This window comes from Methylocaldum marinum, from assembly GCF_003584645.1.
Classification (GTDB): domain Bacteria; phylum Pseudomonadota; class Gammaproteobacteria; order Methylococcales; family Methylococcaceae; genus Methylocaldum; species Methylocaldum marinum.
On sequence record NZ_AP017928.1, the window covers coordinates 5,852,850 to 5,871,927 of the forward strand.

At 58.2% G+C, this 19,078-nt stretch carries 24 protein-coding genes; 14 read left to right on the top strand and 10 right to left on the bottom strand.

The genetic code is table 11. The annotated features are described in order from the left end of the window. Window positions 1-12: 12 nt before the first annotated feature. The 10 genes from sS8_RS26420 to sS8_RS28410 all read right to left on the bottom strand — a co-directional run bounded on the left by sS8_RS26420 (window position 13) and on the right by sS8_RS28410 (window position 6,933). Complete coding sequence (locus tag sS8_RS26420) at window positions 13-1,623, bottom strand: SagB/ThcOx family dehydrogenase (protein ID WP_232020451.1); 1,611 nt, start codon at window positions 1,621-1,623, stop codon at window positions 13-15. A 157-nt stretch (window positions 1,624-1,780) separates the two neighbouring features. Beyond that, window positions 1,781-2,212: an ArsC/Spx/MgsR family protein gene (locus tag sS8_RS26425; RefSeq protein WP_119632369.1), complete on the bottom strand. Its 432-nt coding sequence runs from the start codon at window positions 2,210-2,212 to the stop codon at window positions 1,781-1,783. A 214-nt stretch (window positions 2,213-2,426) separates the two neighbouring features. Next, complete coding sequence (locus sS8_RS26430) at window positions 2,427-2,756, bottom strand: Rieske 2Fe-2S domain-containing protein (RefSeq protein WP_119632370.1); 330 nt, start codon at window positions 2,754-2,756, stop codon at window positions 2,427-2,429. Window positions 2,757-2,767: 11 nt separating this feature from the next. Next, window positions 2,768-3,175 carry a GIY-YIG nuclease family protein gene (locus sS8_RS26435; RefSeq protein ID WP_119632371.1) on the bottom strand — a complete coding sequence of 136 codons (408 nt, stop codon included), beginning with the start codon at window positions 3,173-3,175 and terminating at the stop codon, window positions 2,768-2,770. A gap of 19 nt (window positions 3,176-3,194) precedes the next feature. Continuing rightward, window positions 3,195-4,115: an ADP-ribosyl-[dinitrogen reductase] hydrolase gene (gene draG / locus sS8_RS26440; RefSeq protein ID WP_119632372.1), complete on the bottom strand. Its 921-nt coding sequence runs from the start codon at window positions 4,113-4,115 to the stop codon at window positions 3,195-3,197. Continuing rightward, on the bottom strand, window positions 4,115-4,930 hold the full coding sequence (locus sS8_RS26445) for an NAD(+)--dinitrogen-reductase ADP-D-ribosyltransferase (RefSeq protein ID WP_119632373.1): 816 nt from the start codon (window positions 4,928-4,930) through the stop codon (window positions 4,115-4,117). The genes draG and sS8_RS26445 overlap by 1 nt, the downstream gene beginning before the upstream one ends. A gap of 24 nt (window positions 4,931-4,954) precedes the next feature. Continuing rightward, entirely contained in the window at window positions 4,955-5,539 is a 585-nt protein-coding gene (locus sS8_RS26450; RefSeq protein ID WP_119632374.1) for a hypothetical protein, read from the bottom strand. 10 nt (window positions 5,540-5,549) lie between these two features. After that, window positions 5,550-5,978, bottom strand: a complete 429-nt coding sequence (locus tag sS8_RS26455) for a group II truncated hemoglobin (protein ID WP_170160883.1) — start codon at window positions 5,976-5,978, stop codon at window positions 5,550-5,552. Continuing rightward, on the bottom strand, window positions 5,975-6,400 hold the full coding sequence (locus sS8_RS26460) for a response regulator (protein ID WP_119632376.1): 426 nt from the start codon (window positions 6,398-6,400) through the stop codon (window positions 5,975-5,977). Before sS8_RS26460 ends, sS8_RS26455 begins: the two co-directional genes overlap by 4 nt. A gap of 371 nt (window positions 6,401-6,771) precedes the next feature. Continuing rightward, window positions 6,772-6,933 (bottom strand): hypothetical protein, encoded by a 162-nt coding sequence (locus sS8_RS28410; RefSeq protein ID WP_170161276.1) that lies wholly within the window; start codon window positions 6,931-6,933, stop codon window positions 6,772-6,774. Here sS8_RS28410 and nifH point away from each other — a divergent pair. From nifH to clpP, 14 genes are all read left to right on the top strand, one after another. Further along, window positions 6,932-7,813: a nitrogenase iron protein gene (nifH, locus tag sS8_RS26465; RefSeq protein WP_119632377.1), complete on the top strand. Its 882-nt coding sequence runs from the start codon at window positions 6,932-6,934 to the stop codon at window positions 7,811-7,813. The two genes, sS8_RS28410 and nifH, sit on opposite strands and share 2 nt — an antisense overlap. A gap of 156 nt (window positions 7,814-7,969) precedes the next feature. After that, the gene (gene nifD, locus sS8_RS26470; protein ID WP_119633036.1) at window positions 7,970-9,439 is read left to right on the top strand and encodes a nitrogenase molybdenum-iron protein alpha chain; all 1,470 of its coding nucleotides are present in this window, start codon (window positions 7,970-7,972) and stop codon (window positions 9,437-9,439) included. A gap of 96 nt (window positions 9,440-9,535) precedes the next feature. Further along, complete coding sequence (gene nifK / locus sS8_RS26475; RefSeq protein WP_119632378.1) at window positions 9,536-11,095, top strand: nitrogenase molybdenum-iron protein subunit beta; 1,560 nt, start codon at window positions 9,536-9,538, stop codon at window positions 11,093-11,095. A 67-nt stretch (window positions 11,096-11,162) separates the two neighbouring features. Continuing rightward, complete coding sequence (locus sS8_RS26480) at window positions 11,163-11,510, top strand: 2Fe-2S iron-sulfur cluster-binding protein (protein ID WP_119632379.1); 348 nt, start codon at window positions 11,163-11,165, stop codon at window positions 11,508-11,510. A gap of 28 nt (window positions 11,511-11,538) precedes the next feature. Continuing rightward, complete coding sequence (gene nifE / locus sS8_RS26485) at window positions 11,539-13,227, top strand: nitrogenase iron-molybdenum cofactor biosynthesis protein NifE (RefSeq protein WP_119632380.1); 1,689 nt, start codon at window positions 11,539-11,541, stop codon at window positions 13,225-13,227. A gap of 9 nt (window positions 13,228-13,236) precedes the next feature. After that, window positions 13,237-14,610, top strand: a complete 1,374-nt coding sequence (nifN, locus tag sS8_RS26490; RefSeq protein WP_119632381.1) for a nitrogenase iron-molybdenum cofactor biosynthesis protein NifN — start codon at window positions 13,237-13,239, stop codon at window positions 14,608-14,610. A gap of 43 nt (window positions 14,611-14,653) precedes the next feature. Next, a complete protein-coding gene (nifX, locus tag sS8_RS26495) occupies window positions 14,654-15,076 on the top strand; it encodes a nitrogen fixation protein NifX (protein ID WP_119632382.1) in 423 nt (140 codons plus the stop codon). After that, entirely contained in the window at window positions 15,069-15,548 is a 480-nt protein-coding gene (locus sS8_RS26500; protein ID WP_119632383.1) for a NifX-associated nitrogen fixation protein, read from the top strand. Before nifX ends, sS8_RS26500 begins: the two co-directional genes overlap by 8 nt. A 33-nt stretch (window positions 15,549-15,581) precedes the next feature. After that, window positions 15,582-15,770, top strand: coding sequence for a CCE_0567 family metalloprotein (locus sS8_RS26505; RefSeq protein ID WP_119632384.1), 189 nt, complete (start codon window positions 15,582-15,584; stop codon window positions 15,768-15,770). Between the two features lie 9 nt (window positions 15,771-15,779). Next, window positions 15,780-16,088 (top strand): ferredoxin III, nif-specific, encoded by a 309-nt coding sequence (gene fdxB, locus sS8_RS26510; RefSeq protein ID WP_119632385.1) that lies wholly within the window; start codon window positions 15,780-15,782, stop codon window positions 16,086-16,088. Between the two features lie 11 nt (window positions 16,089-16,099). After that, a complete protein-coding gene (locus tag sS8_RS26515; protein ID WP_119632386.1) occupies window positions 16,100-16,741 on the top strand; it encodes a nitrogen fixation protein NifQ in 642 nt (213 codons plus the stop codon). Beyond that, the gene (gene ygfZ / locus sS8_RS26520; protein ID WP_119632387.1) at window positions 16,720-17,817 is read left to right on the top strand and encodes a CAF17-like 4Fe-4S cluster assembly/insertion protein YgfZ; all 1,098 of its coding nucleotides are present in this window, start codon (window positions 16,720-16,722) and stop codon (window positions 17,815-17,817) included. The genes sS8_RS26515 and ygfZ overlap by 22 nt, the downstream gene beginning before the upstream one ends. Before the next feature lie 154 nt (window positions 17,818-17,971). Beyond that, complete coding sequence (gene apaG, locus sS8_RS26525; protein WP_119632388.1) at window positions 17,972-18,352, top strand: Co2+/Mg2+ efflux protein ApaG; 381 nt, start codon at window positions 17,972-17,974, stop codon at window positions 18,350-18,352. 24 nt (window positions 18,353-18,376) lie between these two features. Further along, window positions 18,377-19,015: an ATP-dependent Clp endopeptidase proteolytic subunit ClpP gene (gene clpP, locus sS8_RS26530; protein ID WP_408631158.1), complete on the top strand. Its 639-nt coding sequence runs from the start codon at window positions 18,377-18,379 to the stop codon at window positions 19,013-19,015. Window positions 19,016-19,078: the final 63 nt, after the last annotated feature.

The window sequence follows — 19,078 nt, forward strand, 5'->3', positions numbered from 1 at the left end:
GCCATGCGCGGATTAGCTCGGGTCGCGTCCGGCATAGGGCGGGAGGGTGAGTATCCGCGTATCGGTCAGCGGAAAACCCACCGTGAAATGGTACAGGGACTGAAAGGTCCGGCCGGATAGACCTAGGAGATCATGGAAGACATCGTCGAAATAGCAGCCGATGCCGGTTCCCCGTATGCCGATCGCCTCCGCCTCGAGATAGAGCACCTGACCCAAGAGGCCGGATTCCCAAAACAATTGCCGATAGCGCCAAGGCGCGGTGGAGATGACCGGTTCGAATTCCGCCAGCATGCCCAAGGCGAAAGCGCAGTCCGCACCGATCGCCTGGTGGCAGTGCAGCGTTCTGGACAATTTGCTGCAATCGGCTTCGGCGAGTCGGAACAAGGGCAGATATTCCGGGCAGCCCTCCGGTTTTAGCCAGGAGAACTCGCCGCGGAATGCGGCTTGCAGATCGGGCTTGATCGCGGCCCGGCGGGGCAGGGCATAGAGTCCGGGCTTTATCCCTTCCACGCGATGTACGAAGAACACCGGGTGCACCCGCGGCGTGAGATCCCATGCGTCCCAAGGCGCAATCCGGCGGGGCAGAAGGGCATCCACCAAATGGTAAAAGGCGGCAGCACTCAGGACCTCCCGGCGGTCGAAATGTTGCGCGCTGCGTCTTTGCCGGATGACGCGCGCGGCCGGCTCCGAGCACACCGCCGACCTGGAGGGATAGGTTTCGGCCGCGCCGGACTCCGGCACCGGACTGCACGGTCGGGTCGCCTTCTCGACTTCGTCGATTACGGGCCAACGGTACATGGGACGCCGGTCGAGCACGTTGGCTCGCCCACGCCACGCGTTTTCGGACGGAACCGGTTCCGCCCCGTCGGATGTCGCGGCCCCGGGGGCGGCGATCACTTCCAGCAGAAGCTCCGCTTCTTCCCGCTCGGCTCCGGAAAAATCCTCGTTCCGATCGAGTCCGAGGCCTGCGGCCAACTCGGCAAAGGCGACACTACTCACCCACCGAAGGCGCCAGCCGAGAGCCGCGGCGGCATAGCTCAGGGAGCCGACGGCATGGCCGGTGTCCAGTTGGCAGTAGCGGAAAGCCCTTTCGCCATATTTCCAGGCTTCCCGCCAATGGATGGAGCTCAAGGCAACCAACAGCCGCGGAGTAATGGCCGGAGCAGGCGTACCCGGGAGCCCGCAGCGTTGTTCCAGAATATGGTCCCGACTGACATAGTGGTATACGCCGTCGGGTACGTCGGAAATCGACCGGCAAACGATATAACCTTCGGTGGGATGCAAATTGCCGCTGGACGGATTGCAGCGCAAGGCCCAACGGTCGGGACCGTACTCCTTCCAGGCCGAGAGGCCCAGGGAAAGTTCCAGGAAGATGCCCACGGATTCGAGTGACAGCGGGTGCGGGGCTACGGCTCCGGGGACGGACAGCGCCTCGAAAGGGGTCGTCAAGTGGTCCGCGGCCAAGGGCAATCGGATCGTGGGCGCACCCTCGAAACGGCGGAACGGGTCGGGCTGGGCGTCCCAGTCGAGCGTTTCCGGTCCGGCGGCATAGCGCTCCAGGCGATGTTTGGTCCGCTCGTGATACTCCAGTACTCGCTCCAAGGCGTCCGACACGGTATTCACGCGTTAGTCTCCGGTAGCAGCTTAGACGCCGGCGGCGAGGCAGAATTTTTCGGGCTTTTCGCTCGGCCGAGGGAATGCCGACGCATTCTGTGCCGTTTTGGGGCGGATTCGTAGGTCGGGGAGCCCTTCCCGACGAACAATCCCTTGTCGGTGTCCATCAGCTCAAATGCTCCCCGGGTGTCGGACAGTGGTCGGAGCGGCGACACTGTTCCAGGTTAGTGGATTCGTTCGTGCCGGAAGCCAAACCGATCCAGTCGTGGATGCGCTGTGGATCGAAACCGACTTCCCGGCGCTCGCCGACTTGCAGCAAAGGGCGTCGGATCAGCAGGGGATCCTCGAGCATGAGCGCAAGCGCTTCCGGCCCGGTCAGCGCTTCGGGTACCACTTCGCCGGACTTCACGCGAGGCGCGGCCCGGTTGAACCATTCGGATACCGGCCTTTCACCGAAGAACGCGCGCAATTCTTCGGAAGTCCAGCGAGTGTCAAGAAGGTTGCGGACCAAAAGCTCGTGTCCCGCCTCCAGGAGCAGGCGTTTCTGCTTGGTGTTATTGGCGCAGCCCGGTTTCTCGTAAAAGAGGATGGTCGTCATACTCTTGCTCGGTTCTATAGGGGAATCTGGCGGGACGTGCGGAACGAAGTGAAGTGCCCTTCGACTCGGCTCAGGACAGGCCCTTCTACTTCGCTCACGACAAGCTTCGTTCGCGATTGATGCGGTTCACTTCGTTCACCGCATCCTACAAGCCGTATCGGGGCTCGTTGGATGTGCCGACGCGGGAACGCATCAATCACGTTCTGTGCTCCGGTTATCCGACAAAAACGGGCGTGACCCCGTCCGTATCGATCAGTACCTCCTCCCCTTCTATCTTCAGCGGGTATTCGGCTAGCGTGCACGGCTTGCCTTTGATGCAAGCGCCGGTAGCACCTTCGAATGCCCAATCGTGGTGCGAGCAGGTGAGGTTCTTGCCATCAAATCGGGCATCGGCCAAGGGTTCCTTGAAATGGGGACAGAGCCCCTGAAACGCGCGGGGCTGATCGCCCTGGGGCCACACCACCACCATCAGGGTGCGGTTGACGGCCACAACCTCGTATTTCCCTTCCCGAAGTTCGTTCAAGTCGCAGGCTTTGGTAAACATGTTGTAATTCCTCACACGGTAAATGATTTGGACAGGAAGCCGGCACTGCCGGATAAGGTGAAAGTGGCGGACTCGAACGGGGAGCTCCCGGTGTATTCGGTGTTTTCCGGCGGCTTGTGCCTGACGATCAGGGCGGCCGCGCAGCGCTCCAGCATTTCGACATCCATCGGGGCGAAGCTGAAGCAGAGTTCTTCGCCGGTGTCGATGTGGGATTCCCAATCTTCCTGCTTTGCGTGGTCTCGAAGACATTCCTTGACGTTTTCGGACGCGCCGATGTAGACGAGTTTTTGTGGCGAGCAGGTCTGTTTCTTGCCGCTGTAGATGCAGGTATAAACACAATATATGCCGGCTTTCGCGGGGATCCCGCCCTTCTTCTTTTCTCTCCAATAACCTTGAAATTCGATAGTGAAGCTGCCCATTGTCGTGGTCCTCAGGTAGTCAGGTACCCGTTGGGGGAATCGAGAAATCGGGTTGCCGGCCCTTGGACGCGATTGCGAGCAAGGCCTCGGTTTGCCGTTCGATGTGCCGTGTGACCTCGGCATCGAGGCTCTTCAGCCAGCGCGCGGGAATGCCCGAGACCCCGTAAGCCGCGCCTGCCAGCATGCCGGCGATGGCGCCGGTGGTGTCGGCATCGTCTCCCTGATTAACCACGCGAACCAGGCAATCGGCGAAGGAATCGGTACCCAGGAAGAAATACAGCACCGTCTGCACGGTATCGACGATGTAGCCGCTGGCCCGGCCGGGATAGGGATCAAAGCTGAACTCGGGGTGGGATTCGATCAGCGCCGAGACGAACTGTCCGCAATCATGCTTCGATCCGCCGCAAACCAGGTGCTGTACCATGCGGCCCAGACTCAGCGTGGCCGCGTCCGAAAGCGGGTGATGATGGGTGAAATGACATTGCTCGACAGTCCACCGGGTAAAAGCTTCCGCATCACCCAGGGTGGCCAGGGCCACCGGCAGATTGCGCATGCAGGCGCCGTTGCCGCCGTCGCCCGGGTTCGGAGGTCCGGACAGGCTGCCGTCCGTCAAGTAACGGCGGATGCCGCGGCGGCAGGTATTGCCCACGTCCGGCGGCCTTCGCTTCAGCCAGGCCGCGAATGATTCCGCCACGGCGTGCATACTCCAACCGCCGGTTTCGATAATAGCCTGCCCCAGCGACAAGGACATCTCGGTATCGTCGGTGACTTGCCCCGCTTTGAGTTTCAGCCAGCCGCCGCCGATGATCTTGTCGTGCACGCCGTACTGATGATGGATTTCCCGCGGCGTCATGAATTCCACGGTAGCACCCAGGGCGTCGCCGATGGCGAGTCCCAGATAAGCCCCCAGAGCGCGGTCGCGGTACGGCTCGGTATCCATCAGTAATAGGAGGCCTTAACCTTGTATTCCCCGCCGATCACCATGTATTCCCACTCGCCTTTCAGCGCGTGGCGCGGCAGCAGGTTGTTGAAAAACAGAATCTTCACCACGGGCACTTGAACCTCCATGATGGTGTCCCCGAACTCGCTGGCGGTTTCGCGGTTCGCCGTAAAAGACACCAGGTTGTTGAGACGCACCGTGAGCCAGCGGCCGTCGCGGGGTCCCAGCACACGATGCTCGTCGAAGCCGTTCTCGCCCCGGAACAGGGTGATGTGGCGCCGGCCCCACAAGCCGAAACGGGCTATGGCCCATTGGCAGAATTCGTACAATAGGTCGAGCTGCAGGTTGATGCTGTTGTTGTGGAAACGGCTCGACATTTTTTCTTCGATGTAAGTGGCCCAGGCGGGCGAGGTGAAGCGCGTCAAGGATTCCTTGTGGAAGGTGGGAAACAGGCCGAAGCGGCTTTCCACCCAGCCCTTGAGAACCGCACCCTGGGGATTGTTGGAATCGAATCCCCAGCCGCTCAACAGCTTGAGATAGCTGGAGCGAAAGCGGCGCGGGCCGCTGCTTTCCTGCCGATTCCGCGATTCCCCGTTGAGGCCGAACATTACGTACATGTAGTCCTGGAAAATTTCGGCCGCCTCCCCGGCATCCTCGGTTTCCTTGAGCCGGTCGAACAAACCGTAATTGGCCTCCCGCACGCCGCTGATGTGCAGCGGCAGCGGGTGCTCGTTGAATGCCGTGCTGGCCAACAGTCCGGTCGGGATGCCTACCAGATTGGTGCTGTGGCCGATCCGGGCGATGTGTTGAGCCATGCAAGGGCGAACTCCTGTTCCGCCTTAAACGGGCCGATTCTCGGGAATCTTGATCGGACCCATGATCTTCAGGCCTTCCTCGAAAGTGATTTCCTGGAACTTTTCGTTGAAGTCGGCCGCGGCGTCGGCCACGATCTGAAGCTTGCCGGCGGTATCCAGTTTTTTCAGGTCGCCGCGATCGATGTTGAACAAATCGCGGAGCTCGTTGTACACGGTTGCTTCGTCCAGCGGCAGCACCCAGAAGGTGGTTCCGCCGTAAGCGATCTGGTAGCGCTTGGAAATATCCAGATTGCCGGCGAAGAAGAAGTACTTTCCGGTGGGCGACAGCTTGTCCCCCAGCACCTCGCACAACAGCTGCATGTGTTCCAGTGACAGCGCCACGCCGGCCAGGAACGGAATAGTCGTTTCCCCGGCCTTGGCGACGATCATCACCTGATCGAAGCGGATCTCCGGCGGGCGGGCTTCGTCTCCGACCTGCTGGGCGAATTTCAAGGCGATTTCACCACGAAAGCCGAAGTATCCGGGTTTGGTCTCGCCCTTGAAAACCGGGGAAATGAGGCGTTTTTCGTCATCAAGGCTGGCGAGCGGGGTTTCGGTGATAGTGGTCATGACACTCCTTCTAAGGTTGGTTGCGTAGAAAATCGGCAGTTTTGAAAAAAGAGGCGGAAAGCTGAGCGCGTAATTCGGTGTCGGAGACCAGTTCAGACAGCGCCCGGTTCATGCACGCCATCCACGCGTCGCGGGCGGCCGTATCGATAGGGAAGGGCAGATGCTTCTGCCGGAGCCGCGGCGGACCGAGGCGTTCGGCATAAAGCGGAGGCCCGCCTAGCCAGCCCGATAGAAACAGGAACAGCTTTTCCTTGGACGACGTTAGGTCCGTGGGATGCATCGCCCGAATGGCACGCGCTTCCGGAAGCTCGTCCATCAACTGGTAGAAACGCTCGACCAGTCGGCGTACGGCCTCCTCGCCGCCGATCCGGCGGTAGTGAGGATTATCGACCGACGCCGGAAGCGTAACTGCGGTCGGAGGTGTAGGAGACTGTTTCACACGACTTGAACCGGAATGCTCAGTTTCACCTTCCGTCCCAGCTGCGCATCGACCTTTTGCCGGGTTTTTTCGATGGTCAGTGGTTTCGGCAGGATGGAATTCACGCCGTTCTTCAGACATTCCTTCGCAAGAGGGTCGGTTGCGGAATCCGCGACCAGGATGATCTTGAGGTCGGTAATTTTCGAGCGGATGTCCGCCAGCACTTCTATGCCTTTTTCCTGCACGATACCGATGCCTAACAGCAGGACATCGGGTTTCCAGTCCTTCGCCTTGACGTAAGCGGCTTCCAGGCTGGACAACTCGTGCGTCTCGATTTCGTCGTGAAGCATGAACTGCAGGGCTGCGCTGGTGATTTCGTCGCTGTCGACGACGAACACGCGTCTTTGGTCGACAGCCCTTTCTGTGTCTACACCGATCTGCATGGGCTACTCCTAGAGGTGTATTGGATCGACCGCGCCGAAACCGGGAAAAACATTAGGTTCGCGTTCTTGGAACGCGAACCTTCCCCGGCTCGCGCGAGTTACGCGAGATTTAAAGCAAGCTTTGTTCCAACTGCATGGGTGCGGATGGTAAAGGCGGAAGTGGCTGATTTTCCGCTTGTCGTCCTACGGACAAAGATTTGGAGGCACGGAAAAAGGTTTGTACCGTTCCTTACAAACCGTATGGTTTTGTTCGGTTATTAACATGCAAAAAGTGCGGGTAAAGTCGCGACAAATCCGGATGGTCTGACATTTTGATCCTTTAAAACAAGCACATATCGGAGGGCGTACGCCTCTGGCACAGTCGTTGCCTGTTAGGCTTCGACCAGTACTCGTCCATTCACCGAAAGAAACGGTGGGCGGAAGAAGAAAAAAAAGAAAAGCTCGCCGCGTTCGAGCCCAACATTTTTTCTTTCGGCGGAATTGCTGGCCAAAGAGGTTCTATCGATCAACGTAATTGACTGGAGATTGATCATGTCAGATTTAAGACAAATCGCTTTTTACGGGAAAGGCGGCATCGGCAAATCCACCACCTCCCAGAACACCCTGGCAGCTCTGGCCGAAATGGGTCAGCGCATCCTCATCGTAGGCTGCGATCCGAAGGCTGACTCCACCCGTCTGATCCTTCACTCCAAGGCGCAGGATACCATCCTCAGCCTGGCCGCTAGTGCCGGCAGCGTGGAAGACCTCGAGCTCGAGGACGTAATGAAAGTCGGCTATCGCGACATCCGTTGCGTTGAATCGGGTGGTCCGGAGCCGGGCGTCGGCTGCGCAGGTCGTGGTGTTATCACCTCCATCAACTTCCTGGAGGAAGAAGGCGCCTACGAGGACATCGACTACGTTTCTTATGACGTACTCGGCGACGTGGTCTGCGGTGGTTTCGCTATGCCCATTCGCGAAAATAAGGCGCAGGAAATCTACATCGTAATGTCCGGCGAAATGATGGCCATGTACGCTGCCAACAACATTTCCAAGGGCATTCTGAAATACGCCAACTCGGGCGGCGTACGTTTGGGCGGCTTGGTCTGCAACGAACGTCAAACCGACAAGGAGCTGGAGCTGGCTGAAGCGCTGGCTGAGAAACTCGGCACCAAGCTGATCCACTTCGTTCCGCGTGACAACATCGTGCAGCACGCCGAACTCCGCCGTATGACTGTTATGGAATACGCCCCGGATTCGAAGCAGGCCAACGAGTACCGTCAGCTGGCCAACAAGGTCCACAACAACTCCGGCCAGGGCATCATCCCGACCCCGATCACCATGGACGAGCTCGAAGATCTGTTGATGGCTCACGGCATCATGAAGCAGGTCGACGAGTCGCAAGTCGGCAAGACCGCGGCTGAGTTGGCGGCCTAAACGGATGTAAGGGGCGCGTGGAGCCGGGAGGGGCGGTGACGAAGGAACCGCTTCGCCTCGCGATAAATGCGGTTCGCGACGTTTGCCGCATCCTCCGGCGCCACGCTTCCCCTCCTTCATGCGTCATTCATTCAACTATCGTATCTGGAGAGCAAAATGAGCCTCACAGTTGAGCAAACCAAACAGAGAAACAAGGAACTCATCAGCGAGGTCCTGTCGGTCTACCCGGAAAAGACCGCAAAACGGCGCGCCAAGCACCTAGGCACTTTTGAAGAAGGCAAGCCCGACTGCGGGGTGAAATCCAACGTCAAATCGATTCCGGGTGTCATGACCATTCGCGGCTGCGCATACGCCGGCTCCAAAGGTGTGGTCTGGGGTCCGATCAAGGACATGATCCACATCAGTCACGGCCCGGTAGGCTGCGGCCAGTATTCCTGGGCTTCGCGCCGTAACTACTACATCGGTACGACCGGTATCGACACCTTCGTCACGATGCAGTTCACCTCGGACTTCCAGGAGAAGGACATCGTCTTCGGCGGCGACAAGAAGCTGGAGAAAATCATCGACGAGATCGAGGAACTGTTCCCGCTGAACCACGGCATCACCGTTCAGTCCGAGTGCCCGATCGGTCTCATCGGCGACGACATCGAAGCGGTATCGAAGAAAAAGTCCAAGGAATACGAAGGCAAGACCATCGTTCCGGTTCGCTGCGAAGGTTTCCGCGGCGTGTCGCAGTCCCTGGGCCACCACATCGCCAACGACTCGATCCGCGACTGGGTGTTCGACAAGGCCGGCGACAAGCATCCCGAGTTCATAACCACGCCGTACGACGTATCCATCATCGGCGACTACAACATCGGCGGCGATGCCTGGGCTTCCCGTATTCTTCTCGAGGAAATGGGCCTGCGCGTCATCGCTCAGTGGTCCGGCGACGGTTCTCTGGCCGAGTTGGAAAACACCCCCAAGGCCAAACTGAACGTGCTGCATTGCTACCGTTCGATGAACTACATCTCGCGCCACATGGAAGAGAAGTACGGGATTCCGTGGGTGGAATACAACTTCTTCGGCCCGACCAAGATCGAGGAGTCTCTGCGCAATATCGCCAGCCACTTCGACGACAAGATCAAGGAAGGTGCGGAGCGCGTCATCGCGAAGTACCGTCCGCTGATGGATGCGGTCATCGCGAAATATCGCCCGCGTCTTGAAGGCAAAAAGGTCATGTTGTTCGTCGGTGGTCTGCGTCCTCGCCACGTCATCGGCGCTTATGAAGATCTCGGCATGGAGATCGTCGGCACCGGCTACGAGTTCGGCCACAACGACGACTATCAGCGTACCACTCATTATGTCAAGGACGGCACGCTGATCTATGACGACGTGACCGGTTTCGAGTTCGAGCAATTCGTCGAAGCGATCCAGCCGGACCTCGTCGGTTCGGGCATCAAGGAAAAGTACGTCTTCCAGAAGATGGGCGTACCGTTCCGTCAGATGCACTCTTGGGATTATTCGGGTCCTTACCACGGCTATGACGGCTTCGCGATCTTCGCTCGTGACATGGACATGGCGATCAACAATCCGGTCTGGGGCTTGGCCAAAACCCCGTGGAAGCGCACCGAAGCGGAGGCCTAATCCGGATTGAAGATGCGTAGGGTGCGCCGCGCCGCACCAGCCAGACTGATTCGGTGCGCTCGTCGCACCCTACAACCGCAACTTTGGAGTTAAACCATGAGCCAGAATGCAGAAAAGGTGCTCGATCACTTCAACCTGTTCCGCCAACCGGAATATGTGGAATTGTTCGAGAACAAAAAGAAAGAGTTCGAGTTTGCCGAATCCGACGACAAGGTCGAAGAGGTAAAGGAATGGGCCAAGACCTGGGAATACCGGGAAAAGAACTTCGCTCGCGAAGCGCTCACCGTCAACCCGGCCAAAGCATGCCAGCCCCTTGGAGCGGTGTTCGCCGCGGTAGGTTTTGAGGGGACCATTCCTTTCGTTCACGGTTCGCAGGGTTGCGTCGCCTACTACCGCAGTCATTTCAGCCGCCATTTCAAGGAGCCTTCGTCCTGTGTATCTTCGTCCATGACCGAGGATGCAGCGGTATTCGGGGGCTTGAGCAATATGGTCGACGGCTTGGCGAACACGTACAACATGTACCAGCCGAAGATGATCTCGGTATCGACCACCTGCATGGCGGAAGTGATCGGCGACGATCTCAACGCCTTCATCAAGACCGCAAAGGAAAAGGGCAGCCTTCCGGCTGAATTCGATGTTCCCTTTGCGCATACCCCGGCCTTCGTCGGCAGCCACATCACCGGCTACGACAATGTGCTCAAGGGCATCCTGTGGCACTTCTGGGACGGCAAGGCCGGTACCACCGAAGCCATGACCCGGGTTCCCAACGAGAAGATCAACTTCATCGGTGGTTTCGACGGCTACACCGTAGGCAACCTCCGCGAAGTCAAACGCATTTTCGATCTGATGGGTGTGGAATACACCATTCTCGCCGACAACAGCGACGTTTGGGATACGCCCACCGATGGCACTTTCCGCATGTACGACGGCGGCACCACTCTGGAAGAAACCGCTAACGCTCTGCATGCCAAAGCAACCATTTCCATGCAGGAATACTGCACGGAAAAGACTCTGCCCTTGATTGCGGAGCATGGCCAGGAAACCATCGCGTTCAATCACCCTATCGGCGTGAAGGCAACCGACCAATTCCTGATGGAAGTTTCGCGCATTACGGGTAAACCGATTCCGGAAGCACTGGAAAAGGAGCGCGGCCGTTTGGTTGACGCCATCGCCGACTCTACTGCGCATATCCATGGTCAAAAGTTCGCTATCTACGGCGATCCGGATCTCTGCATGGGCTTGGCCGGCTTCCTGTTGGAGTTGGGCGCCGAACCCACCCACGTCCTGGCCACCAACGGTAACAAGGCTTGGGAAAAGAAGATGCAAGAGCTGTTCGATTCTTCGCCCTTCGGCAAGAATTGCCATGCGTATCCTGGTAAGGACCTGTGGCACATGCGCTCGCTGCTCTTCACCGAGCCGGTCGATTTTCTGATCGGCAACACCTACGGCAAATACCTCGAGCGCGATACCGGAACCCCCCTGATCCGTATCGGCTTCCCGGTATTCGACCGTCACCACCATCACCGTTACCCGGTATGGGGCTACCAGGGTGCGATGAACGTTCTGGTCTGGATGCTCGACAAGATCTTCGACGAAATGGACAAGAACACCATCGTCCCGGCGAAAACCGACTACAGCTACGACATCATCCGCTAAGTCGGCAGGTGGCTGGCGACGGAAGTCCGCCCAGCCACCCTTCTCCACTCAAGTAGAGGAATTCTAAATGGCAAATGTAACTTTCAGCTCGCCGGCCATGCGTAAGGACGTCACGGTTTACGCAACCGCCGGAGATTGCCATACCCTGCTCGCGGTCGCGCAGAAAAACAAGGTTCCGATTCACTTCGAATGCGAAAACGGCGAATGCGGTTCCTGTGCGGTGGAAGTATCGGTACTTTCCGGCAAGCTGCCCATGGGTATGCATCTGACGGAAAAGGAAAAGACCGTGCTCAGGCTGGCCGGAAAGATTACGCGCGAGCAGATCGAGCAAGCCGAGGTGACGGACGAACCGCCACCGTGGCGGCTGGCTTGTCAGTACATTGTGCGCGACGAGGACATATTGGTGCGATTCTGAGGTTTTTTAAGCCTACGCGGGAGGGGTTATGAGCAGCGTATCGAGCAAAATTCAAGATGTTTTCAACGAGCCCGGTTGCGGCAAGAACCAGGGCAAGTCGGAAAAGGAACGCAAGAAAGGCTGCACTAAGCAGTTGCAGCCCGGCGGCGCGGCCGGCGGATGCGCCTTCGACGGCGCCAAGATCGCGCTGCAGCCCATCACCGACGTAGCTCATTTGGTGCACGGCCCCATCGCCTGCGAAGGCAACTCATGGGACAACCGTGGTTCCAAATCCTCCGGATCGAATCTCTGGCGCACAGGCTTCACCACCGACATCAACGAAACCGACGTGGTGTTCGGCGGCGAGAAACGGCTATACAAATCGATCAAGGAAATCATCGAGAAATACGACCCCCCGGCGGTTTTCGTCTATCAAACCTGCGTGCCGGCCATGATAGGCGACGACATCGATGCGGTATGCAAGGCGGCCTCGAAGAAATTCGGCAAGCCCGTCGTACCGGTCAATTCGCCGGGGTTCGTCGGTCCCAAGAACCTGGGCAACAAACTGGCGGGCGAAGCCATCCTCGACCACGTCATCGGTACCGAGGAGCCGGAGTACACCACGCCCTACGACATCAACATCATTGGTGAATACAACCTGTCCGGCGAGCTCTGGCAGGTCAAACCGCTGCTCGACGAGCTGGGTATTCGGATTCTGGCCTGCATCTCCGGGGATGCCAAATACCACGACATTGCATCGTCGCACCGCGCACGCGCCGCGATGATGGTGTGTTCGAAATCCATGATCAACATCGCCCGAAAAATGGAAGAACGGTTTGAGATTCCGTTTTTCGAGGGTTCTTTCTACGGCATCGGCGATACCAGCGACGCGCTGCGGGAAATCTCCCGCTTGCTGATAGAGCGGGGCGCTCCCGCCGAGCTCATGGAGCGTACCGAAGCCGTGATCGCCCGCGAGGAAGCACGCGCCTGGGCCGCGATCGAGCCCTACAAAAAACGCCTTACCGGGAAAAAAGTGCTGCTCATTACCGGGGGCGTAAAATCCTGGTCCGTTGTCGCCGCACTGCAGGAAGCCGGCATGGAACTCGTCGGTACCAGCGTCAAGAAATCCACCAAGGAAGATAAAGAGCGCATCAAGGAACTCATGGGGCAGGACGCTCACATGATCGACGACATGAGTCCGCGCGAAATGTACAAGATGCTGAAGGATGCGAAGGCCGACATCATGTTGTCCGGCGGACGCTCTCAGTTCGTCGCTCTGAAAGCCAAGATGCCTTGGTTGGACATCAACCAGGAACGCCACCACGCCTATATGGGTTACGTCGGTATGGTCGAACTGGTGAAAGAAATCGACAAGGCTTTGTACAACCCGGTCTGGGAGCAGGTGCGCAAGCGCGCCCCCTGGGAAGAAAAGACCTGGGAAGAGGTGGCCGACGCGGCGATTGCCGAGGAAGCCGCGGCACTGGCCGCAAATCCCGAACTGGCGCGCGAAAAGCGCCGTTCCACGCCGGTCTGCAAGTGCAAATCGGTGCTGCGGGGCACGATCGAGGATGCCATCGTCGAGCACGCCCTATCTACCGCGGAGGCGGTGTCGGAAAAGACCCAGGCCGGTACCGGGTGCGGCAGTTGCATGGGTAAGCTGGAAAAGATTCTCGAAACCATGGATCACTGGCACCCGAGCCCGTCCGAAAACAAGTCGCAAGCTCAACAGGCTGCATGAGATAAGCCCATGGCTACCGTAATAACGCCCAAGAAATCTTGTTCGGTCAATCCCTTGAAGATGAGCCAGCCGATTGGCAGCGCACTCGCCTTCATGGGTATCAAGAACTGCATGCCTTTGTTCCACGGCTCGCAAGGCTGTACCTCGTTCGGACTGGTCTTGTTCGTGCGGCATTTCAAGGAGGCGATTCCCCTGCAGACCACGGCGATGAGTGAAGTCGCCACGGTGCTCGGGGGACTCGAGAACGTGGAGCAGGCCGTAGTGACCATCGCTTCGCGGCAGAAGCCGTCCATCATCGGCATTTCGTCGACGGGGGTTACCGAAACCAAGGGAGACGATGTAGATGCGTATATCAAGCTGATTCGGGAAAAACACCCGGAGCTGGACCCTATCAGCCTGGTCTATGTGTCGACGCCGGATTTCAAGGACGCGTTTCAGGACGGCTGGGCTAAAACCGTCACCAAACTCGTCGAACAATTGGTGGAGCCGATAAGCGCCGGCGCGCCCAGGCTTCCCAACCGGGTCAACCTGCTCCCGGGCGCTCATCTCACCCCGGGCGACATTGACGAAATTCGCGACATTCTGGAAGCCTTCGGTTTGGAAATGCTGGTGCTTCCGGATCTGTCCGGATCACTGGACGGCCATATTCCGGACGATTTCACACCGACCACGCTGGGGGGCATTTCCCTGGAGGAGATCGCGAGTCTGGGCCGGTCCGTTCATACCATCGCGGTCGGGGAACAGATGCGCGATGCCGCTGTCGCCCTGGAATCGAAAACCGGGGTCCCGTACACGGTGTTCGATAGACTGACGGGGCTGGAGCCGAACGATCAGTTCATCAGCCTGTGCGTCCGCATCAGCGGCCGCCCGGTCCCGACCAAAATTCGGCGGCAGCGCGGCCAATTGGTCGATGCCATGCTCGACGCCCATTTCCATTTCGGCGGCAAAAAAATCGCAATAGGCGCTGAACCCGATCTGTTGTGGGCCCTAAGCCAGTGGTCCCACGAACTCGGGGCGGAAACCGCCGCTGCTGTTACCACGACGTCGTCTCCGATGTTGCAGCGGATCGCGACCGACGAAGTCCTGATCGGCGACTTGGAAGATCTCGAGGCCCGCGCTGCCGGCTGTGATCTTCTGATGACCCATTCTCACGGACGACAAGCGGCGGAAAGGCTGAAGATTCCTTTCTACCGCATCGGTATCCCCATGTTCGATCGCCTTGGCGCCGCGCATCAGACGATTGTCGGATATCGCGGGACGCGCAATCTCACGTTCGAGATTGCCAATATGTTCATCGCCAACGGCCATGAGCCCACTCCGGAAACCTGGTCCCTGCCCAAGGAGAACGAAAATGCTGGCACGGCGGCGGTTACGGCTCATTAAGCCCGAAGCTGTTTCAAACGAAACCTTTTATCGCGGAGGTAGCATGAAGGTCGCATTCTCTACACAGGATCTGCAACGGGTCGATGCCCATTTCGGGTGGGCCAAAAATATCGCTATCTACGAATTGTCGGCCGAGGGCTATCGCTTCCTCGAAGCCATTCAATTCGAAGGTGATTTGCAGGAGGACGGAAACGAAGACAAATTGGCTCCGAAGTTGGAAGCAGTCAAGGATTGCGCGATTCTCTACGTGGCCGCCATCGGCGGTTCCGGCGCGGCTAGGGTGGTGGCCCAAGGGATACATCCCATGAAGGTTCCCCAGCCCGAGCCCATTACCGATCTGTTGGACAAGCTCCAGCAAGTTCTAAAGGGCACTCCCCCGCCCTGGCTCCGAAAGGTGCTGGCGAAAGAAGGGAAGGGCCAGGAGCGCGAATTCGATTTTGAAGAAGAAGAGGTGGAACATGGCTGAAGCATTGGCAGTAAAAGCGGAGGGCGCGACGTCGCCCATGGAATCGAGCTTCGTCAAGGAATTGATCAAACAGTGGCGGGCTCAGGATTCTTACGGTACCTGGGACGGCAAGAGCGACGAAATGCTGCTCGAACCCTACATCCTCACCAAGGAAAAACGGCAAGCGCTTCCGATCGTCGGCGATCCCGATCCGGAAATCCTCTGGCGGCTCGAACTCTTCTACAACGCCGTCGGTCTCTCCATCGAGCGTGCGAGCGGCGTGATGGTGACGCCCATGATGAAGATGTCGCACGAGGGTTTTGGTCGGATGGTTCTGATTGCCGGCAGACTGATCGTGGTGAACAAGCAGTTGCGGGATGTGCATCGTTTCGGATTTCCGTCGATGGAAAAGCTCGCAGAGGAAGGCGAAAAGCTGGTCAATGCGGGCGTCGACATGATCAATCGCTACTCTGAAGTGGCCAAGTACAGTTGATTGTTCGTCACACGGTAATGCAATGAGGCACCCATGACAGACGCAGAAGACCTTAAAGCCAGATTGAAGAAACTGAACGCCCAGGCGACGGCGCTGAAGATGGATCTGCACGACTTGGCCGAAGATCTGCCCACGGGTTGGGAGAGAATTCGGGAAGTTGCGGAGAAGACCTACGAGGCCTATCGCGAACTGGACGAATTCCGCAAAACCAGCGCCGGTTAGGAGTCTAAGATGAGCGAATTCACGGTTACCCTTCCCGGGGGTAAGGTATGGACCCCCAAGTTCGTAGATGTCATCGACCAGGAAAAATGTATCGGCTGCGGCCGTTGCTACAAGGTTTGCGGACGCGAAGTCCTGGAGATGGTCGGTGTCAACGAAGACGGCGATATCGTCAAACTCAGCACTGAAGATGAGGACGATGACGACGAATACGACAAGAAAGTCATGTCGATCGCGAATGTGGCAAACTGCGTAGGTTGCGAGGCTTGCGCCAAGATTTGTCCCAAGCAGTGCTATACGCACGAAGCGGTCGCAGCCTGAGGGTGTTCCCAATGCGCCAGCCCAGTCCGAATCCGACATCTTCAGCCGCCAGCGCCGGTTTCTATGACCCGCTCATGGCTTACGCACGGGATCCCGAGGATTCGGTGACCCTAACGTTCGTTTCGGCGATCGAGCTGGCGCGAAGCTCGTCCCGGCTCGGCGGACGGCCTGCTTTCGGGCTGGACGAGGAGGCGTTCCGGGGGCTTCTGAACCGGTATTTTCCCGGTGCCGAGGATGTTTACCTGACGCCTGCCACGAAAGCAGCGCTCGCAGCGGCCAATCGCGGCCGTCGGATGGCGACCGACGAGTTCGAGGACCTCGTGGTACTGTTACTCGAACATCGCAGCGAGGATAGCGCCGAGAGCCGGTGGCTGGCCTATGCGATTGCAGCCTGCTGCATGGGCGATGACCATCTTTGGCAGGATATGGGCCTTCCGGATCGGCAGTCTCTGTCCGATCTCCTGGCGCGCCATTTCTCCACGCTGTTCGCCCGAAATACCGGCGGCATGCGCTGGAAAAAGTTTTTCTACAAGCAACTCTGCGAACGCGAGGGAGCCTTTGTTTGCCGATCTCCCAGCTGCGCGGAGTGCGTCGAATATTCCAATTGTTTCGGACCCGAGGAGGATAGTGCATGGCAACCGGCGAAGCGATGACCGCAACTGGGAACGAAAAACCCTCTTCACCGCCCATCGCGGCCGAATGCGGTCTGCCCATGTCGTGGCGGTCCGTTCTCGAACAAGGCGGAGCCCACTTCGATGAATCCGGAGTCATCGATTTTGGGCAGTTGGACGCGGAACGGCGGCAAGCCGTGAGCGCGGACGTGATGGCGGATTTGTCGCACTATAGCCTGATCGAGGCAAAAGGCGAGGACGCACGGAAATTTCTGGCCAATCTATTCCCGGGAGACTTGCGGGTAGTATCCGCTGAAAAGGGGCTTTTCACCGCCTGGTGCGATGCCAAGGGAAGGGCTCAGGCCACCTTTTGGGTGTTCTTGCATGACCAAGCGTTTTACTTGCTTCTTCCGAAAGACATTGCGCAAAGCGTTTTATCGGGTTTGAAAAAATACCTTCTCAGAGTCAAGGTTGCCCTTTCGGAAGCCGGCGATAGTCTCGCCCGGATCGGCTTGTCCGGTCCTAACATGGAGTCCCGTCTGACGGCTCTAATCGGCGCGCCGCCGCCCGTCGAGGCTGGAGACGCACTGACTTTTGGCGAGTGCACCATTATGGCTATAGCCGGACAACCATTCCCGCGCTGGTTGGTTGTCGGCAGCGGAAAGGCCGTTGCCGACATTTGGCAGAGCCTGGTATCGGCGGTTCTTCCGGTGGGCCGGGAGGCATGGTCCGTGCTAGAGATTCTATCGGGTATCCCGCTGTTGGTGCCTGAAACCGCGGGTGAATTCATACCGCAGATGCTGAATCTGGAAGACTTGGGCGGGATATGTTTCACCAAGGGTTGTTATCCCGGACAAGAGGTCATCGCGCGGCTGCACTACCGCGGCCAGTTGAAGCGCCGAGTCTATTTGGCTTATGTCGACAGCGATGCGGTTCCGGCTCCGGGCACGGTGCTTCGTCTCGAAGGCGCGACCGAAAGCGTCGGAAATGTTGTTTCCGCTGCGCGCCATCCGGACGGCCGCGTCGTCCTTCTCGGGGTGGTGAAGATCGAAGAAAAATCTCAAGGGAATGTCCGGCTGAACGAGGCGCAGGGGCCGGTGCTTCGCTTCGTCGAGTAATGGCGGGGCGGGTGAGGCGATATCCCGTCTTGAACCGCCTAATGTGCCGAAAAGTGGCGTCAGAGCGGACGACCGCCCGATCCGCCCCATAGCGCTAAGCATTCAACTCGTCCATAGATAGCAAACAACCGATCGAAGAATAAGGGGAAACCTTATGAGCAGCAGAATTCGCGAACTCAAAGTCGACGTTAAAACAGTCTATCTCGGAGAAGAAGCGGCTCGCGAAGGAGAGCGCTATGTCTTCGCTTACACTGTGACCATGGAAAACACCGGGAACGTGCCGGCGAAACTTCTGGGCCGGCGCTGGATCATCACCGATGCGAACGGAAAAACGATCGAAGTGGTTGGCGAAGGGGTCGTGGGCGAACACCCTTATCTTCGCCCCGGAGAGGCGTTTCAATACACCAGCTCAGCCATGATCGAGACGCCCGTGGGCAGCATGCACGGCAGCTATCAATTGTTGGCCGACGACGGGGTACCGTTCGAAGCCCCGATCGCTCCGTTCCGTTTGGCGATTCCACGGACCCTACACTGACGTGTATCCTGAAAGAGTACGAACTTGATACATCTAACCGATCAAATTCAGGCCCCTTCTGCCGCCGGCGGATTAGTACCGATCGTCGTCGAACAATCTCCACGCGGCGAACGAGCATTCGATATTTATTCCATGCTCCTGAAGGAGCGGGTCATCTTTTTAGTCGGCCAGGTCGAGGATTACATGGCGAACCTGGTGATCGCGCAGCTCCTGTTTCTGGAGGCCGAAAACCCGGACAAGGATATTCACCTTTATATCAACTCGCCGGGTGGATTGGTGACGGCGGGACTCGCGATCTACGACACCATGCAATTCATCAAGCCGGATGTAAGCACCTTCTGTATCGGCCAGGCCGCGAGCATGGGCGCATTGCTTCTGGCTGGCGGAGCAACGGGAAAGCGTTACTCGCTGCCCCATTCCAGAATCATGATTCATCAGCCCTTGGGCGGCTTCAGGGGACAAGCCAGTGATATCGATATTCACGCCCGCGAGATACTTTTGCTCCGCGATCGCCTGAACCAGATACTCGCCAAACATACCGATCAGCCCATAGAGAAAATCCGGGGCGATACCGACCGGGATAATTTCATGAGCGGCGACGATGCTTGCAAGTATGGCCTGATCGACGAGGTACTGACCCAGCGGAGTCGGCCTAGCGAGTAACTTTTACGGCGGGCCGGAACCGGGCGCGGCGGGCACGACCGAACAATCACCCAGCAAAGAGGT

Bases quoted from the DNA above. Each gene is read 5' to 3' on its own strand.
- sS8_RS26425 (WP_119632369.1), bottom strand. From the start codon at position 2,212: ATGACGACCATCCTCTTTTACGAGAAACCGGGCTGCGCCAATAACACC.
- sS8_RS26430 (WP_119632370.1), bottom strand. From the start codon at position 2,756: ATGTTTACCAAAGCCTGCGACTTGAACGAACTTCGGGAAGGGAAATAC.
- sS8_RS26435 (WP_119632371.1), bottom strand. From the start codon at position 3,175: ATGGGCAGCTTCACTATCGAATTTCAAGGTTATTGGAGAGAAAAGAAG.
- draG (WP_119632372.1), bottom strand. From the start codon at position 4,115: ATGGATACCGAGCCGTACCGCGACCGCGCTCTGGGGGCTTATCTGGGA.
- sS8_RS26445 (WP_119632373.1), bottom strand. From the start codon at position 4,930: ATGGCTCAACACATCGCCCGGATCGGCCACAGCACCAATCTGGTAGGC.
- sS8_RS26450 (WP_119632374.1), bottom strand. From the start codon at position 5,539: ATGACCACTATCACCGAAACCCCGCTCGCCAGCCTTGATGACGAAAAA.
- sS8_RS26460 (WP_119632376.1), bottom strand. From the start codon at position 6,400: ATGCAGATCGGTGTAGACACAGAAAGGGCTGTCGACCAAAGACGCGTG.
- nifH (WP_119632377.1), top strand. From the start codon at position 6,932: ATGTCAGATTTAAGACAAATCGCTTTTTACGGGAAAGGCGGCATCGGC.
- sS8_RS28410 (WP_170161276.1), bottom strand. From the start codon at position 6,933: ATGATCAATCTCCAGTCAATTACGTTGATCGATAGAACCTCTTTGGCC.
- nifD (WP_119633036.1), top strand. From the start codon at position 7,970: ATGAGCCTCACAGTTGAGCAAACCAAACAGAGAAACAAGGAACTCATC.
- nifK (WP_119632378.1), top strand. From the start codon at position 9,536: ATGAGCCAGAATGCAGAAAAGGTGCTCGATCACTTCAACCTGTTCCGC.
- sS8_RS26480 (WP_119632379.1), top strand. From the start codon at position 11,163: ATGGCAAATGTAACTTTCAGCTCGCCGGCCATGCGTAAGGACGTCACG.
- nifE (WP_119632380.1), top strand. From the start codon at position 11,539: ATGAGCAGCGTATCGAGCAAAATTCAAGATGTTTTCAACGAGCCCGGT.
- nifN (WP_119632381.1), top strand. From the start codon at position 13,237: ATGGCTACCGTAATAACGCCCAAGAAATCTTGTTCGGTCAATCCCTTG.
- nifX (WP_119632382.1), top strand. From the start codon at position 14,654: ATGAAGGTCGCATTCTCTACACAGGATCTGCAACGGGTCGATGCCCAT.
- sS8_RS26500 (WP_119632383.1), top strand. From the start codon at position 15,069: ATGGCTGAAGCATTGGCAGTAAAAGCGGAGGGCGCGACGTCGCCCATG.
- sS8_RS26505 (WP_119632384.1), top strand. From the start codon at position 15,582: ATGACAGACGCAGAAGACCTTAAAGCCAGATTGAAGAAACTGAACGCC.
- fdxB (WP_119632385.1), top strand. From the start codon at position 15,780: ATGAGCGAATTCACGGTTACCCTTCCCGGGGGTAAGGTATGGACCCCC.
- sS8_RS26515 (WP_119632386.1), top strand. From the start codon at position 16,100: ATGCGCCAGCCCAGTCCGAATCCGACATCTTCAGCCGCCAGCGCCGGT.
- ygfZ (WP_119632387.1), top strand. From the start codon at position 16,720: ATGGCAACCGGCGAAGCGATGACCGCAACTGGGAACGAAAAACCCTCT.
- apaG (WP_119632388.1), top strand. From the start codon at position 17,972: ATGAGCAGCAGAATTCGCGAACTCAAAGTCGACGTTAAAACAGTCTAT.